The sequence below is a fragment of the Arthrobacter sp. 05T420 genome (assembly GCF_056396305.1).
This window is the reverse complement of record NZ_JBFTLG010000027.1, coordinates 20,383-34,127: the sequence shown is the minus strand read 5'-3', so window position 1 is coordinate 34,127 and position 13,745 is coordinate 20,383. Positions and strand designations below refer to the sequence as shown.

Annotated in this window: 13 protein-coding genes; 2 read left to right on the top strand and 11 right to left on the bottom strand. The window is 65.7% G+C overall.

Going from position 1 to position 13,745, the window contains the following annotated elements; genetic code table 11:
- Positions 1-41 precede the first annotated feature (41 nt).
- Entirely contained in the window at positions 42-512 is a 471-nt protein-coding gene (locus tag AC1DEM_RS20760; protein WP_476886171.1) for a MarR family winged helix-turn-helix transcriptional regulator, read from the top strand.
- A gap of 79 nt (positions 513-591) precedes the next feature.
- Entirely contained in the window at positions 592-780 is a 189-nt protein-coding gene (locus tag AC1DEM_RS20755; RefSeq protein ID WP_476886170.1) for a hypothetical protein, read from the top strand.
- 67 nt (positions 781-847) lie between these two features.
- On the opposite strand, the gene AC1DEM_RS20750 is transcribed toward AC1DEM_RS20755, so the two are convergent.
- The 11 genes from AC1DEM_RS20750 to AC1DEM_RS20700 form a co-directional block, all read right to left on the bottom strand.
- Complete coding sequence (locus tag AC1DEM_RS20750; protein WP_476886169.1) at positions 848-2,212, bottom strand: MFS transporter; 1,365 nt, start codon at positions 2,210-2,212, stop codon at positions 848-850.
- 79 nt (positions 2,213-2,291) lie between these two features.
- The gene (locus AC1DEM_RS20745) at positions 2,292-2,996 is read right to left on the bottom strand and encodes a FadR/GntR family transcriptional regulator (RefSeq protein ID WP_476886168.1); all 705 of its coding nucleotides are present in this window, start codon (positions 2,994-2,996) and stop codon (positions 2,292-2,294) included.
- Positions 2,997-3,006: 10 nt separating this feature from the next.
- A complete protein-coding gene (locus AC1DEM_RS20740; protein ID WP_476886167.1) occupies positions 3,007-4,134 on the bottom strand; it encodes an L-talarate/galactarate dehydratase in 1,128 nt (375 codons plus the stop codon).
- 473 nt (positions 4,135-4,607) lie between these two features.
- Positions 4,608-5,936, bottom strand: coding sequence for an enolase C-terminal domain-like protein (locus tag AC1DEM_RS20735; protein WP_476886166.1), 1,329 nt, complete (start codon positions 5,934-5,936; stop codon positions 4,608-4,610).
- On the bottom strand, positions 5,933-7,564 hold the full coding sequence (locus tag AC1DEM_RS20730; protein WP_476886165.1) for an aldehyde dehydrogenase (NADP(+)): 1,632 nt from the start codon (positions 7,562-7,564) through the stop codon (positions 5,933-5,935). Before AC1DEM_RS20730 ends, AC1DEM_RS20735 begins: the two co-directional genes overlap by 4 nt.
- Positions 7,565-7,575: 11 nt before the next feature.
- Complete coding sequence (kdgD, locus tag AC1DEM_RS20725; RefSeq protein ID WP_476886164.1) at positions 7,576-8,490, bottom strand: 5-dehydro-4-deoxyglucarate dehydratase; 915 nt, start codon at positions 8,488-8,490, stop codon at positions 7,576-7,578.
- A gap of 234 nt (positions 8,491-8,724) precedes the next feature.
- Positions 8,725-10,017: a glucarate dehydratase family protein gene (locus AC1DEM_RS20720; protein WP_476886163.1), complete on the bottom strand. Its 1,293-nt coding sequence runs from the start codon at positions 10,015-10,017 to the stop codon at positions 8,725-8,727.
- A gap of 70 nt (positions 10,018-10,087) precedes the next feature.
- Positions 10,088-10,489, bottom strand: coding sequence for a universal stress protein (locus AC1DEM_RS20715; protein WP_476886162.1), 402 nt, complete (start codon positions 10,487-10,489; stop codon positions 10,088-10,090).
- Positions 10,486-12,024 carry a tripartite tricarboxylate transporter permease gene (locus tag AC1DEM_RS20710; protein WP_377984834.1) on the bottom strand — a complete coding sequence of 513 codons (1,539 nt, stop codon included), beginning with the start codon at positions 12,022-12,024 and terminating at the stop codon, positions 10,486-10,488. Before AC1DEM_RS20710 ends, AC1DEM_RS20715 begins: the two co-directional genes overlap by 4 nt.
- Positions 12,025-12,032: 8 nt before the next feature.
- On the bottom strand, positions 12,033-12,620 hold the full coding sequence (locus AC1DEM_RS20705; RefSeq protein ID WP_476886161.1) for a tripartite tricarboxylate transporter TctB family protein: 588 nt from the start codon (positions 12,618-12,620) through the stop codon (positions 12,033-12,035).
- Positions 12,617-13,693, bottom strand: coding sequence for a tripartite tricarboxylate transporter substrate binding protein (locus tag AC1DEM_RS20700; protein ID WP_476886160.1), 1,077 nt, complete (start codon positions 13,691-13,693; stop codon positions 12,617-12,619). The genes AC1DEM_RS20705 and AC1DEM_RS20700 overlap by 4 nt, the downstream gene beginning before the upstream one ends.
- Positions 13,694-13,745 lie beyond the last annotated feature (52 nt).

Genomic DNA, 13,745 nt, shown 5'->3' with positions numbered 1-13,745 from the left:
TCACCTGTTGAATGATTCTGTCAATGGCGTAATATTGGGACATGGACTCACCGGACCCGTCGCGGTCGAAGCGAACTGCTTTCCTGCTGTCCCAGCTCGGGGCGCTGGCATCGGCACGCTTCGCCGAGCACACACGCGAGCTCGGACTGACCCCGAGCGACGCCGGCGTCCTCCGCCTGCTGGGCCGCACGCCCGTGCTGAGCCAGCGGTCCCTGGCCGACCGCCTGGGAGCGGTGCCGAGCCGGGTTGTTCCGCTCATCGATTCGCTGGAAGCGCGAGGCTTGGTGGCCCGCGTCCGCAGCAGCACCGATCGGCGGAACTATGAGCTTCGGCTGACGGACGAGGGCACGAAGGTGCTGGGCAAACTGCGAGGGATCGCCGAACGGCATGAAGCCGAGATCCTGGCCCCGCTCACCAGCGAACAGTCTGCGCAACTGGGCAGCCTGCTGGCCCGGTTGGCCAGCGCCCATGCCCTTGACGCGGACCTCCATGGGGACACGCACCTGGGGTGAAACTGCAGTTGTCTGCACGGATTAATTGTCGGGGAAAGCAGTCCTTTTCAGCCGGCGAGCACTGTGGGATCATCCCGATATGGGCGAAAATACTGAACCGCGGGTGACCTTGCCCTCCGGCCCCGAGCGTCTGAAGGGCACGCATCACCGCGACGTTGATGGCTACTCAAATCCGATCACTCAGCAGCTTCGCATTGTCGGTCAGCGGCGCCGCGAAGCTGAAGAAAAACTCGACCGGCACCTGCTGGAAGCACGCGAGAGGGACTGAGGGCGGCATGGGGCGACGAAAGGCAGGCGCCCACAGGGCGCCTGCCTTCCTTTTTTCGTGTCCGGAACTATTTGGCGGCTACGGCGTAGGGCGAAGCCTCCTCGGACCTAGCCGCGGGCACCGCCGTGGCTTCGGTCTTGCGCTCCTTGAGGAGGTAGACGAGCGCGGCGGCGATTGTTGATGCCGCAGCGAGGGCGAAGAGCCCCGGTATGACGCTGCCGGTCTGTTCCTTGATGATGCCGAATCCGAAGGGGGCCACGAAGCCACCGAGGTTGCCCAGCGAGTTGATGATGGCGATGGCCGGCGCCAGGATGACGGGGTGCAGGCCAGACTGGGGGATAGTCCAGAACAACGGTGACGCGCTCTTGAAGCCCATGGCGGCGACGGCCAGGAATACGAGGGCCAGTACTGGAGTGGCGACCGCGGCTGCGAAGGTGCCGACGGCGGCGACCAGGAGCGCGACCACCAGCAGGGGCCGCTTGGATTTGGCTTTGTCCTGCCACTTGGCGGCGAAGTACATGGCGATCACGGCGCAGACCCAGGGGATGGCGGAGAGGAAGCCGACACTCAGGTCCGTGGTCCCGGGGATCTGCTTGACGATGCTGGGCAGCCAGAACGTGTTGGCGTAGATGGAGAGCTGCACGGAGAAGTAAATGCCGCAGAGCAGCAGAATCTGCGGGTTCAGGAGCATCTTCCAGCGGTTGACCTTTCCGCTGGGATTTCCGCCTGATGCGCGGACGTGCTGGGCGTCCTCATCCGCAATCGCCGCGGTGAGAGCAAACTTTTCGCCCGCCGTCAGCCATTTCGCATCCTGGATTTTGGCGTCAAGAACGAAAAATACGGCGATACCGACCACTATGGAAAGCAATCCTTCGAAGCCGAACAGCCACTGCCAGCCGCGGAGCCCCAGGACGTCGTGGAGGCTGAGCAGCAGTCCGGCCATCGGGCCGGAGAGCGCGGCGGCGACCGAGGATCCGGCGATGAAGATCGCCGTTGCCTTGCCCCGATGCCCGGCGGGCACCCAGCGGGCGAAGTAGAAGATGACGGCGGGGAAGAACCCTGCTTCCGCGGCGCCGAGGAGGAACCGCAGGGCGTAGAACATGGTCTCGTTCTGCACGAACACCATCAGAAAGGAGACGATTCCCCAGCTCACCATAATCCGTGCCAGCCAGACCTTGGCGCCATACTTCTCCATCATCACGTTGCTGGGCAGTTCGAAGATCGCGTAGGCGATGAAGAACAGCCCGGCCCCGAACCCGTATGCGGCAGCGCCGATCCCGACATCCGCCTGCAGGTGTTCCTGGGCGTAGCCGATGTTGGACCGGTTGAGCTGGTTGCACACCAACATGACGAGCATGATGGGCAGCACCCGCTTGAAGAACTTTTTCGTGGCAAGAGCCACGTCCGTGACAGCGTTGTCTACAGACCGCATGGAGATTTCCTTTGAATTGGCGACGCAGGTCGGCCGGGACAGGGGGTTGTTTGTGGCCCTCGCCACAGCGATTCTGACCTCAGGCGTTGCCGGGAGCGACGGCGCGCAGCCGCCGTCGTGAGTTCGCCAGATGACTCCGCATTGCCGCGGACGACGACGGTCCGTCGCCCTCCGCGATGGCGGCGACGATTGATTGGTGCTCCTGCACCACCTGATCGAAGTGCTCGGGCGCATCGTGCTCCCCGCCGCCCACGAGCCGGGCGCGGGGCATCGCAATCATGGTCTGCCCCAGGGAGGCGAGGCAGTCGGAGTAGAAGGGGTTACCGGAGGCTGCGGCAATGGCCCTGTGAAACTCGTAGTCAGCCTTCATGGCGTGTGCTGGGTGCGCCGCGCTGTCCGTAAAGTCTTCAAATGCCTTCCGCACGGCAGTCAGCTGCCGGTCTGTGTGGTTCCTGGCGGCGAGGGCTGCGGCCTCGGACTCCACCGCGATGCGGAATTCCAGCTGCCACAGGCGCTCCTCCAGGGTGGCCACCGGGCGGCTCCCGGCGGACTGCTGCGGCCCGCCCGGTGGCGGGGTCAGCGCAAAGCTGCCCCGCCCACGTTCGGTTTCCACCAGTCCCTCCGCCTGCAGCCTGGTCAGGGCCGAGCGGACCACGGTGCGGCTGACGCCGAATTCGCTGATCAGGGTGTTCTCGCTGGGCAGCTTCGCACCCGGCGCAATGACGCCGTCGACGATGCGGCGGCGAAGATCGCTGGCGAGGTCCGCAGTCAGGTTCCGGCTCATGGCTTCAAGGTTACTTGCCGAATTCCACAGACTCTGTTGTCCAGGCGCGCGCCTGCTCGCTGAGGGAGATGCCGAGCCCGGGGCGGTCCGGGACCAGCATGCGGCCGTTCTTTGTTTCGAGGCGCTCGTTGAACAGCGGATCGAGCCAGTCGAAATGCTCCACCCACGGTTCGCGCGGGTAGGCGGCGGCGAGGTGGAGGTGGATTTCCATGGCGAAGTGCGGGGCGAGGCCGAGTCCGCGCTCGTCGGTCAGGGCGGCGAGGCGTAGGAACTGGGTAATGCCCCCGACGCGCGGGGCGTCGGGCTGGATGATGTCACAGCCGTTGGCGCTGATCAGTCCCTTGTGCTCCGCGACCGAGGCCAGCATCTCACCGGTGGCGATGGGCGTGTCCAGGGCGCGGGCGAGCTCCGCGTGGCCCTCGAAGTCGTAGGCGTCGAGCGGTTCCTCGATCCAGACGAGGTTGAATTCCTCCAGTCGCCGGCCCATCCGCAGGGCGGTGGCGCGGTCCCACTGCTGGTTGGCGTCCACCATGAGGGGCACGTCCCAGCCGATGTGCTCGCGGATGCCGGCGACGCGGCGCAGGTCCTCGGCGGTGTCCGGAAGGCCGACCTTGATCTTGATGCCGCCGATGCCTTCCTCCAGCAGGACGGTGGCGCGTGCCTTGACCTCATCCAGGGATGCGTTCAGGAAGCCGCCCGAGGTGTTGTAGGTCTGGACGGAGTCGCGGTAGGAGCCCAGGAACTTGGCCAGCGGCAGGCCGGCGCGCTTGGCCTTCAGGTCGTAGAGTGCGATGTCGATTGCGGCCAGCGCCTGGGTGGCCACTCCCGAGCGGCCGACGGAGGCCCCGGCCCACAGCAGCTTGGTGTAGAGCTTGCCGATGTCGTTGGGGTCCTCGCCGATGATGCCCTCGGCAACTTCCTTGGCGTGCGCGTACTGGGCCGGTCCGCCGGCGCGCTTGGAGTAGCTGAAGCCGATTCCGCTGTGGCCTTGTTCGGTCGTGATCTCGGCGAAAAGGAATACAACCTCGGTCATCGGCTTCTGGCGTCCGGTGAATACTTTCGCGTCGCTGATCGGAACGGCGAGCGGAAGCCTGGCCGTGGACAGCTTTACGTGGCGGATGAGATCAACGCTGGTCATGGTTCTCCCTGGAGTTCCTGCGAGGCAGCTCCGCCCCGCTCAACTTAGGTTACAAGTTAGTTACTTGTATAACAAGTGTTGCGTTCCTCTTTCGAAAGACATTCTGGGCTGTGGGCAGCGCCCCCATGATCACGATGGTCAGCAGATGCTGCCCCTCAAGGCCGACGACGAAGCGGCCCAGGGTCCAGACGACCACAGGCATGGAGACTCAGCAGGGAATAGAGCAGCCCCACTGCCGCTGCGGAGAGCAGCGCCAGCGAGGCGTCCGTTCCCAGCGCGGCCCGGATATCGCTTCCGGCCACCACCGTGAACAGCAGTGCCGGGTTGGTGACGTAAAAGGCGGTGCAGGTCAGGGCACCCTGGACCTACGGTCCGAGGACCCGGAACCGGGCCGCGAGATATCCGACGGCGATGACGGAGCCGACAATTGACTTGCCTGCCCCGCGGCCCGGGATTTCTTCAGCGAACCATCCTCATCGAACAAGGCAGGGCCGCTTGGGGTCAAAGGACCAGCCGTCGACGTAGTACTGCATGCCTATGCTGTCATCGCGGGCGTCCAAGCCGTGTTCCAGGTACAGCTGGTGTGCCTTGTTCAGGGCGTCGCGGTCCAGCTCGATGCCGAGGCCGGGAGCGTCCGGAACCTTGATCGCGCCGTCCTTGATCTGCAGCGGGTCCTTGGTGAGCCCCTGGCCGTCCTGCCAGATCCAGTGCGTGTCCAGCGCCGTGATCTCGCCCGGGGCCGCCGCACCGGTGTGGGTGAACATGGCGAGCGAGATGTCGAAGTGGTTGTTCGAGTGCGATCCCCAGGTCAGGCCGAATTCGGCGCACATCTGCGCCACCCGGACGGAGCCGTGCATGGTCCAGAAGTGCGGGTCCGCCAAGGGAATGTCGACGGCGTTGCTGCGGATGGCGTGGGACATTTCGCGCCAGTCCGTGGCGATCATGTTCGTGGCGGTTTTCAGCCCGGTGGCTCGGCGGAATTCGGCCATGACCTCGCGTCCGGAGAAGCGGCCTTCCGCGCCGCAGGGGTCTTCGGCATACGCCACCACGCCCTGCATGCGTTTGCCCAGGCGGGTGGCCTCCTCCAGGAGCCAGGCGCCGTTGGGATCAAGGGTGATTCGGGCCTCCGGGAAGCGCTTGGCCAGGGCCGTCACCACATCCACCTCGGCGTCACCGGAGAGCACGCCGCCCTTGAGCTTGAAGTCGCTGAAGCCGTACCGTTCCTGGGCTGCTTCGGCCAGGGCCACCACGGCCTCGGGCGTCATGGCTTCCTGCCGGCGGAGCTTTTCCCACCGGTCTGCGGGCGCGTCTTCCACCAGGTACGGCAAATCCGTCCGGCCGGGGTCGCCGATGAAGAACAGATAGCCGAGCATGGGCACCGAGCTGCGCTGCTGGCCGTCGCCGAGCAATTCCGCGACCGGAACCCCGAGGAACTGTCCGTGCAGGTCAAGGAGGGCGGATTCGACGGCGGTGACGGCATGGACGGTGGTGCGCAGGTCAAACGTCTGCAGGCCGCGGCCGCCGGCGTCGCGGTCGGCGAACTTCGCCGCGACGTCCCGCAGCAGGGAGCGGTAGCGGGCCACGGGCTTGCCGGCCAGGAAGGCGCCGGCCTCCTCGATGGTGGCGCGGATCTTCTCCCCGCCCGGCACTTCGCCGAGGCCGGTGCGGCCGTCAGAATCCGTGATGATCACGATGTTGCGGGTAAAGAACGGGCCGTGCGCGCCGCTGAGGTTCATCAGCATGCTGTCGTGCCCGGCGACCGGGACCACTTCAACGTGGGCAATGGTGGGCTGCGTGCTCACGCGTTGGCCTCCGCTTTCTCTGTTGCTGCCTCTTCTGCCGCGGCGGCTTCGACGACGCCGTCGATCCGGCGGTTGAGGTGCCAGGGGTTGGGGTCCTGCAGCGGCACCGGGAGCAGCTCCTGGGGCAGGTTCTGGTAGGCGACGGGCCGCAGGAAGCGGTTGATCGCCAACGTGCCCACGGAAGTGGTCCGGGTGTCCGATGTGGCGGGGAACGGGCCGCCGTGCACCATGGCGTGGCCTACTTCAACGCCGGTCGGCCAGCCGTTGACGATGATCCGGCCGACCTTCTGTTCCAGTACCGGGATGAGCGGTGCCGCCGCCCGGTAGTCCGCTTCGGTCAGCTGCAGGGAGGCGGTCAGCTGGCCTTCGAGCCGGTTGGCGGCGTCCACGAGTTCCTCGGTGGTTGAGTAGCGGATCACCAGGCTGGCGGCGCCGAAGATTTCCTGGTGCAGCACGGGGTTGGACACGAACTCGGCGACGGATGTGCCGAAGATGGCGGGAGCGGGGGCGTTCTTCGTTGCCCCTTCGGCGCCTTGCCCGATGACGCTGACGTTCCCGGCGGAGCCCAGGGCCCCGGCGCCTGCGTTCCAGGACCCGGCGATGCCAGCGGTCAGCATGGTCTGCCCGGCGCAGGAGGACACGGCCCGGCCGACGGCGGCAGCCAGTTTATCCCCTGCCTCACCGGCCGGGGCGAACAGCAGGCCGGGGGAGGTGCACAGCTGGCCGGAGCTGCCGGTGACGGCGGTGACGTACTGCTGCGCCAGCGCATCAATTTCTCCGGCGGTGCCGGCGAGGGCGCCGGGGAAGACAAAGACCGGGTTGAGCGAGGACATTTCCGCATAAACCGGAATGGGTTCCGGCCGGGCGGCGGCGGTGCGCATCAGGGCGATGCCGGCGGACTGCGAACCGGTGAAGCCGACGGCCTTGATGGCCGGATCGGCGACGAGGGCCTGGCCGATGCTGGCCCCGGGGCCGTAGATCAGCGAGAAGACGCCGGGGTGCAGGCCCAGGTCCTTGACGGCCTTGACGATGGCCTGGCCGACGAGCTCGCCCGTGCCGGGGTGGGCGTTGTGGGCCTTGAAGACCACGGGACAGCCGGCGGCGAGGGCGGAGGCGGTGTCTCCTCCCGCCGTCGAGAACGCGAGCGGGAAGTTGCTGGCGCCGAAGACGGCTACCGGGCCCAGCGGGATCTGCCGCTGGCGGATGTCGGCGCGGGGGAGCGGCGTGCGCTCCGGCAGGGCCGGATCGATGCGGACCCCGCGGAAGTCGCCCTGGCGGACGACTCCGGCGAAGAGCCGGAGCTGGCCGGTGGTGCGGGCACGTTCGCCGTGGAGTCTTGCGGCCGGCAGCCCAGTCTCCTGGCCCGCGCGGGTGACGAGTTCCTCACCGATCGCCTCGATGTTCTCGGCAATGGCCTCGAGGAACCGGGCGTGGGTTTCCGGATCGAGCGTGCTGAAGGATGGGTAGGCCGCCGCTGCCGCTGAGGTGGCGTCGTTCAGTTGCTCCTCGGTGAGCAGCGTGTAGCCGGGCTCGAGCTGGGCATTGGTGGCGGGATTGAAGGCGTGGGCCGTCTTGCCGTCCCCGGCGACGGCCTGGCCTGCGATGAGTGAGCGTCCGGTGAGTGTCACGGTGCGTCCTCCTAGGAAACGGTAGCGATGAGGGACTTGAGGTCTGCGAGGTCCTGGGGTGCCAGGTTCTGCAACGGCGGACGGACTCCGCCGGCGGAGCGGCCGATCGCGTCGAGGCCGCCCTTGACGATCGAGACCGAGTAGCCTTTCACCCGGTCGCGGATGTCCAGGTACGGGATCACGAACTCGTTGAGCTTCTTGTTGACGGCGATCCGGTCCTGGTTGCGGACGTCCTGGTAGAAGTCCAGGGCAAACTGGGGCACGAAGTTGTACATGGCGCTGGAGTAGGTGCTCATGCCCAGCTGCAGCAACGGGAGCGCGAAGGTCTCCGCCGTCGGGAGGCCGCCGAGGTAGAACAGGCGGTCGCCGAGCTTGGCGTACACGCGGGCATCGTGCTCGAGGTCGCCCACGCCGTCCTTGAAGCCGATCAGGTTCTCGTGGCGGTCGGCCAGCGTGGCGACGGTGGTGTCCTTGTAGATCGCGTTGGCACGGTTGTAGATGATGACGCCGAGGGAGGTGGACCGGCAGATGGCGCTGACGTGTTCGATCAGGCCGCCCTGGTCCGCTTCGGTCAGGTAAGGCGGGAGCAGCAGGATGCCTTCGGCGCCGGCGGCTTCCGCGGCGCGGGCGTTCTCGACGGCCTGGGCAGTCGAGCCGCCGGCGGAGGCGAGAACCGGGACGACGCCGCCGACTTCCTCGACGGCGGCCCGGACCACACGCTCGGATTCGGCCGGGGTCAGCGAAAAGCCTTCTCCGGTTCCGCCTGCCGCGAAGAGTCCGGCCACCGGGAAGCTGGCCTGCCAGGCGAGGTGCTTGCGGTAGTTTTCCTCATCAAACTGCAGCTGGGCATCGAACGAGGTGACGGGGAAAGAGAGCAGGCCGTCCTTGAGGACGTTCGCCAGTTCCTGGGGTGTGTACTTTGCCACGATGTGGTCCTCCGGGTGAGCGCCGTGATGGGCGGGTGGGGTGTTGGTTCCATTTCAGCCTAAGCAGTGGATCTATGTCTGTCTAAGCCTATTTCTGTATGGGTTGATACCCTTTATGCATTGCTGTGATGCGGGGTCAGCAGGCGAGTATCCGCAAACGTGTCCGTCGTGACAGTCCAAGAGCGTGCTTGTTCACTGATGCTGTATCCCAGGCCAGTCAAGTAATTCGGGCATTCACCATCGCGGGGATTCCAATTCGTAGTCAGGATGAAGGCTCTGCATGTAGCCGGTGTCGTCACGGTTGAGCATGCCGGACTGCAGGTACTGCTCATGGAGCCGTGCCAGGGCATCGCGGTCCAGCTCGACGCCGAGCCCCGGCGCGGTGGGAACACCCACGGCCCCGTTGCGGAACACCAGGGGTCCCGGCACGATGACGTCCTCGTCGGGTCCCTTCCACGGCCAGTGGGTGTCGCACGCATAGTCAAGGTTGGGGGTGGCCGCAGCGAGGTGGACCATGGCGGCCAGGCTGATGCCCAGGTGCGAGTTGGAGTGCATGGACAGCCCCAAACCGAAGGTCTCGGTGATGCCCGCCAAAGCCTGGGAGCGCCGAAGGCCGCCCCAGAAGTGGTGGTCAGAAAGGATCACGTCCACGGCTCCGACGTCGACGGATCCAGGCACGTCGCCAAAACTGACCACACACATGTTCGTCGCGAGCGGCATGGACACGTTGCGTCGCACTTCAGCCATGCCGTCGAGACCCGGCGTGGGGTCCTCTAGATACTCCAGCACCCCGTCGAGGTCCTTGCCCAGACGGATGGAGGTCTCCACGGTCCAGGCGGCATTGGGATCGATCCGCAGTGGGAGGTCCGGGAACGCGTCCCGGAGTGCTTTGATGGCGGCCACTTCTTCCTCTGGCGGAAATACGCCCGCCTTGAGCTTGAGGGCTGTGAAGCCGTAGTCGTCCACCATCCGGCGGGCCTGCCGGACGATGCCTTCCGGATCCAGCGCCGCTCCCCAGGAGTCTTCCTCGTGGCCGGGGTGCCCGGCCCATTTGTAGAAAAGGTAGCCACTGAAGGGGATTTCGGCCCGCACCGCGCCACCGAGCAAGTCGCTCACGGGACGCCCGAGGATTTTTCCCTGGATGTCCAGCGATGCCACGTCGAACGGGGAAAGCACCCGGTCCGGTGTGCTGGAGCCGGTAACCATGCCGGACATCCCGTGGCCGCCCACCGTGGTGTCGGCGCTCAAGGCCGTGATGACCCGGCGCCGCATGTCATTGATGTTGAAGACGTCCGCCCCGGCCAGGGCCCCCGCGGCCAGCCGCAGGCGTTCCAGGTGCGGGGCGTCCCCGTAGGTTTCGCCGAGGCCCGAGATTCCGGTGTCGGTGGTGACTTCCACGATGGCCCTCAGCGCAAACGGCTCGTGCACGCCGACTGCGTTGAGAAGGGGAGGATCCTTGAATGCCACCGGAGTGATGGTGATGTCCTTGAACCGGTGGGGTCCGGCGGGGCTGACTGGCTGGTTCACGGCTCTGATACTCCTGGCGTGGCGGTCCGCGGCCCGGTGTGGGCTGCTGGAGGGGGGACTGGGGCGGGCTTTAGGACTTTTCGCCGGCTTTCACGGCCAGGACCGGCCGGTCGGCCTGCAGGAGGATCCGCTGGGAGTGGCTCCCGAGGATGAACTTCCCCACCTGCGACCTCCGGCGGAGTCCGATGACGATCAGGGAAGCATCGATCTCGTCGGAGATGTCGATGAACTCATCAGTGAGGTCGTCCGTGTGGCCCGGCTGGCGGATCGACGCCGTTACCCCGGCATCGTGGGCCCGCTTCAGCAGTGCGGCAACCTGGTCAGCGGAGGCGAGGGCGGCGTCTACCGGCGCGCCCTTGCGCGGCGAATTGAGAATGACGATGTTTTCGCTGCGCAGCTTGCCCTCGGCGATTCCCGTATCGAGTGCTGCCTCGCCTTCCGGGGTGGGCACGTAGCCGATCAAGATAGTCATACCGTTTCCTTTTCCTTTTCCGTGTGCGGTGCCGTGGTCTGTGACCGGTTGGCCCGTGCTTTCTTGACTGCTTTCTGCAGCAGGGGCAGGAGTACCACCAGCAGGAACAGGAGCAGGAGAACACCCGAGATGGGGCGCGTGACGAAGCCTGCCGGATCGCCGCCGAACAGGAGCAGGGAGCGCCGCAGGTTCTCCTCGAGCAATGATCCGAGAACAAAGGCCAGCACCAGCGGGCCCGGCTCAAAGCCGAACTTCTTCATGAGGTAGCCGAGGACGCCGAAGGCGATGACCAGCCAGATATCGAAAATGCTGTTGTTGATGGTGTACACACCGATCAGGGTGATGAGCACCGTGATCGGTGCCAGGATTGCGGCCCGGATCCGGAGGATTTTCACGAAGACGCCGACCAGCGGAATGCTCATGATCAGCAGCAGGATGTTTCCGATGTACATCGAGTTGACGACGCCCCAGAACAGCTCCGGATTGTCCGCCACGAGCTGCGGTCCGGGGGTGACGCCCTGGATCAGCAGCGCACCAAAGATGATCGCCATGGTGGCGTTGGCCGGAATGCCCAGGGTCAGGAGCGGGATGAAGGACGACGTAGCCGCGGCGTTGTTCGCACTTTCCGGTGCCGCGACACCCTCCACTGCCCCGCGGCCGAACCGCTCGGGGTTCTTGGCGCGTTTCTTCTCCATGGCGTAGGCCGCCAGGGAGGCGATGGTGGCACCGCCGCCGGGCAGGATTCCCAGGAAGAATCCCAGCAGCGAGCCCCGGCCGATAGCCCCGGACGATTCCTTGAGGTCCTTTCGCGAGGGCCAAACGTTGGCCACTTTGGCGGGTGCCTGCACCTTGTTGTGGCGTTCCTCGAGGTTGTACAGGATTTCGCCGAGCCCAAAGATGCCCATGGCGATTGGAACGAAGTCCAGGCCGTCCGAGAGGGACAGGCTGCCGAAGGTGAACCGCGATTCCCCCGTGAAGCCGTCGCGGCCCACGGTTGCCAGCAGCAGCCCGAGGGAAGCGGCGATGATCGATTTGATTTTGCTGCCGTTGCTCACGGTAGCGACCAACAGGATGCCCAGCATGGCGAGGGCGGTGTACTCCGGCGGCCCGAAGCTGAGGGCGAAGCCGGCGACGATTGGTGCCAGGAGCGTCAGCCCGATGATGGATACGGTTCCTCCGAAGAAGGATCCGATGGCCGCTATCCCGAGCGCCGTTCCCGCCCGGCCCTGCCGGGCCAGCGCGTAGCCGTCAAAGACGGTGACCACGGAGGACGCTTCGCCTGGCAGCCTGAGCAGGACCGAAGTGATGGTGCCGCCATACTGCGCGCCGTAAAAGATGCCGGACAGCATGATGATGGCAGTCACGGGTTCCACGCCGTAGGTCAAGGGCAGGAGGATGGCGATGGTGGCCGCCGGGCCAAGGCCGGGGAGAACGCCGATGAGCATCCCGATGACGACGCCGATGAGGCAATACAGCAGGTTCGTGGGTTCCAGCACGACGCCGAATCCGTTGAGGACTGGTCCGAAAATGTCCATGATTTTCCCTAGAAAAGGTGGGGGATGGGCACGCTGAGTGCCACGACGAAGATCAGGTAGAAGGCGGCGGTGACGATTGCGCTCAGGAGGGTCGACATCCGCCACGTCTCCTTGCCAAGGAACCTGAGCCAGAAGAACGTGAGGAGCAACGTGGGGATCTCAAAACCGGTCAGGCCGATGACGAGGGCGAACCCGATCAGGGTCCCCACGCCGGCAGCGACCTGCCAGCTGGAAGAAGAAAACGCCTCGGCGTCCAGGGTCTTGCGCCCGAAGAGCAGAAGTGCCACGGACAGAACCGCCATCACCAGGCTGATGATGAGGGGCCACATACCGGCTTCCGGGCGTTCCGGGGTGCCGATGCCCATGGACAGCGACAGTGCAACGCCGGCAACACCGAGCAATGCCGTCACGACACCCGCCGCCACATTGGCGAGAGGCCCGGCAGCCGGGGGCCGTTCCTCGTCCCATTCAGCTGCCAGTTGTTCGGCCGTCAGCGGCTCGACAGGATCGGCTTCGGCTGCTGAGTACCCGGTGCCGGAGGCTGCGTGCGCGGTGGAGGCGACCGGGGGAGCCTCCTGCTGGGAGCTTGACGTCACTTCCCGCCGCCCAGGTTCACGTCGTACTTCTGTGCAAGTTCCTTGAACTTCGCCGCATCCGCTGCCCAGTCCTTCGCGACCTGTGCTCCGTCGTTTTCCGCTGCAGTAAACAGGTTTTGCTTGTTGAATGCCTTGTACGCGTCGGAGGCGAAGGCGGTCTTGAAGGCTGCCCGCAGTTTCTCGAGCACCGGCTCCGGCGTGCCCTTCGGCGCCGCGACGGCCCTGAACTGCGAAACCGGAACGTCGTAGCCCGCTTCGATGGCCGTCGGAGTGTTGGCCAGGTACTGGTTCCGTTCCTTCGAGAAGACAACCACCGGGTTGAGCTTGCCCGCCTTGATCTGCGGCATCGCTTCGGCCAGCTGGATGGTGGCAACATCGACCTGGTTTCCCAAGAGAGCGGTCATGGCGGGAGCGCCGCCGTCGAACGGCACATCGGTGCCTTCGATTCCGGCCTGCTTGAACAGCAGGGCCTGGGCGAGCTGGCTGCCTGTGCCGACGCCGGTGGTGGCAAAGTTGAACTTCTTCCCCGCCTTGGTGAGCTGCTCCATTGTCTTCATCCCGGAACTGGCATTTGTGACCAGAACGTAGTCGTCCTGGGAAATCCCGGTGATGACCTCGTAGTCCTCGATCTTGACAGTTTCATCGGCCGACACGGCCAGCGGGGTGATGGCGAAGAGCGAGGCATTAAGGATGACGAGCGTCTGGCCATCCGCCTTGGCGCCGCCGACTTCCTTGGTGGCGAGTGCGCCGTTGGCGCCCGGCTTGTTGACCACCGGGATCGGTGCGCCCAGGCCCGAGCTGGCGTTCTCCGCCAGGGCGCGGCCGATCAGGTCCGTGCTGCCTCCGGGGGCCGCCCCGATGGTCAGCGTCACGGGACCCGACGGGAACTTGCTGCCGTCCGCCGGGGCGCTGTTGCCTGCAACGTTGCCGCCACAAGCGGTCAGGGCCAGGGCGAGTGCGAGGCCGGTTCCCGCGCCGAGAACAGAGCGTCGGCTGAAGGTGGACTTGATCATGAAGATTCTCCCTTGAATGTTCGCTGCGAGGATGGAGCCGTTCTCGGTGAGTTCCGTCACGTCGGCGGCTCCCACTGAACATTAGGGTGGTCAGTGATGCGTGTCCAAGACG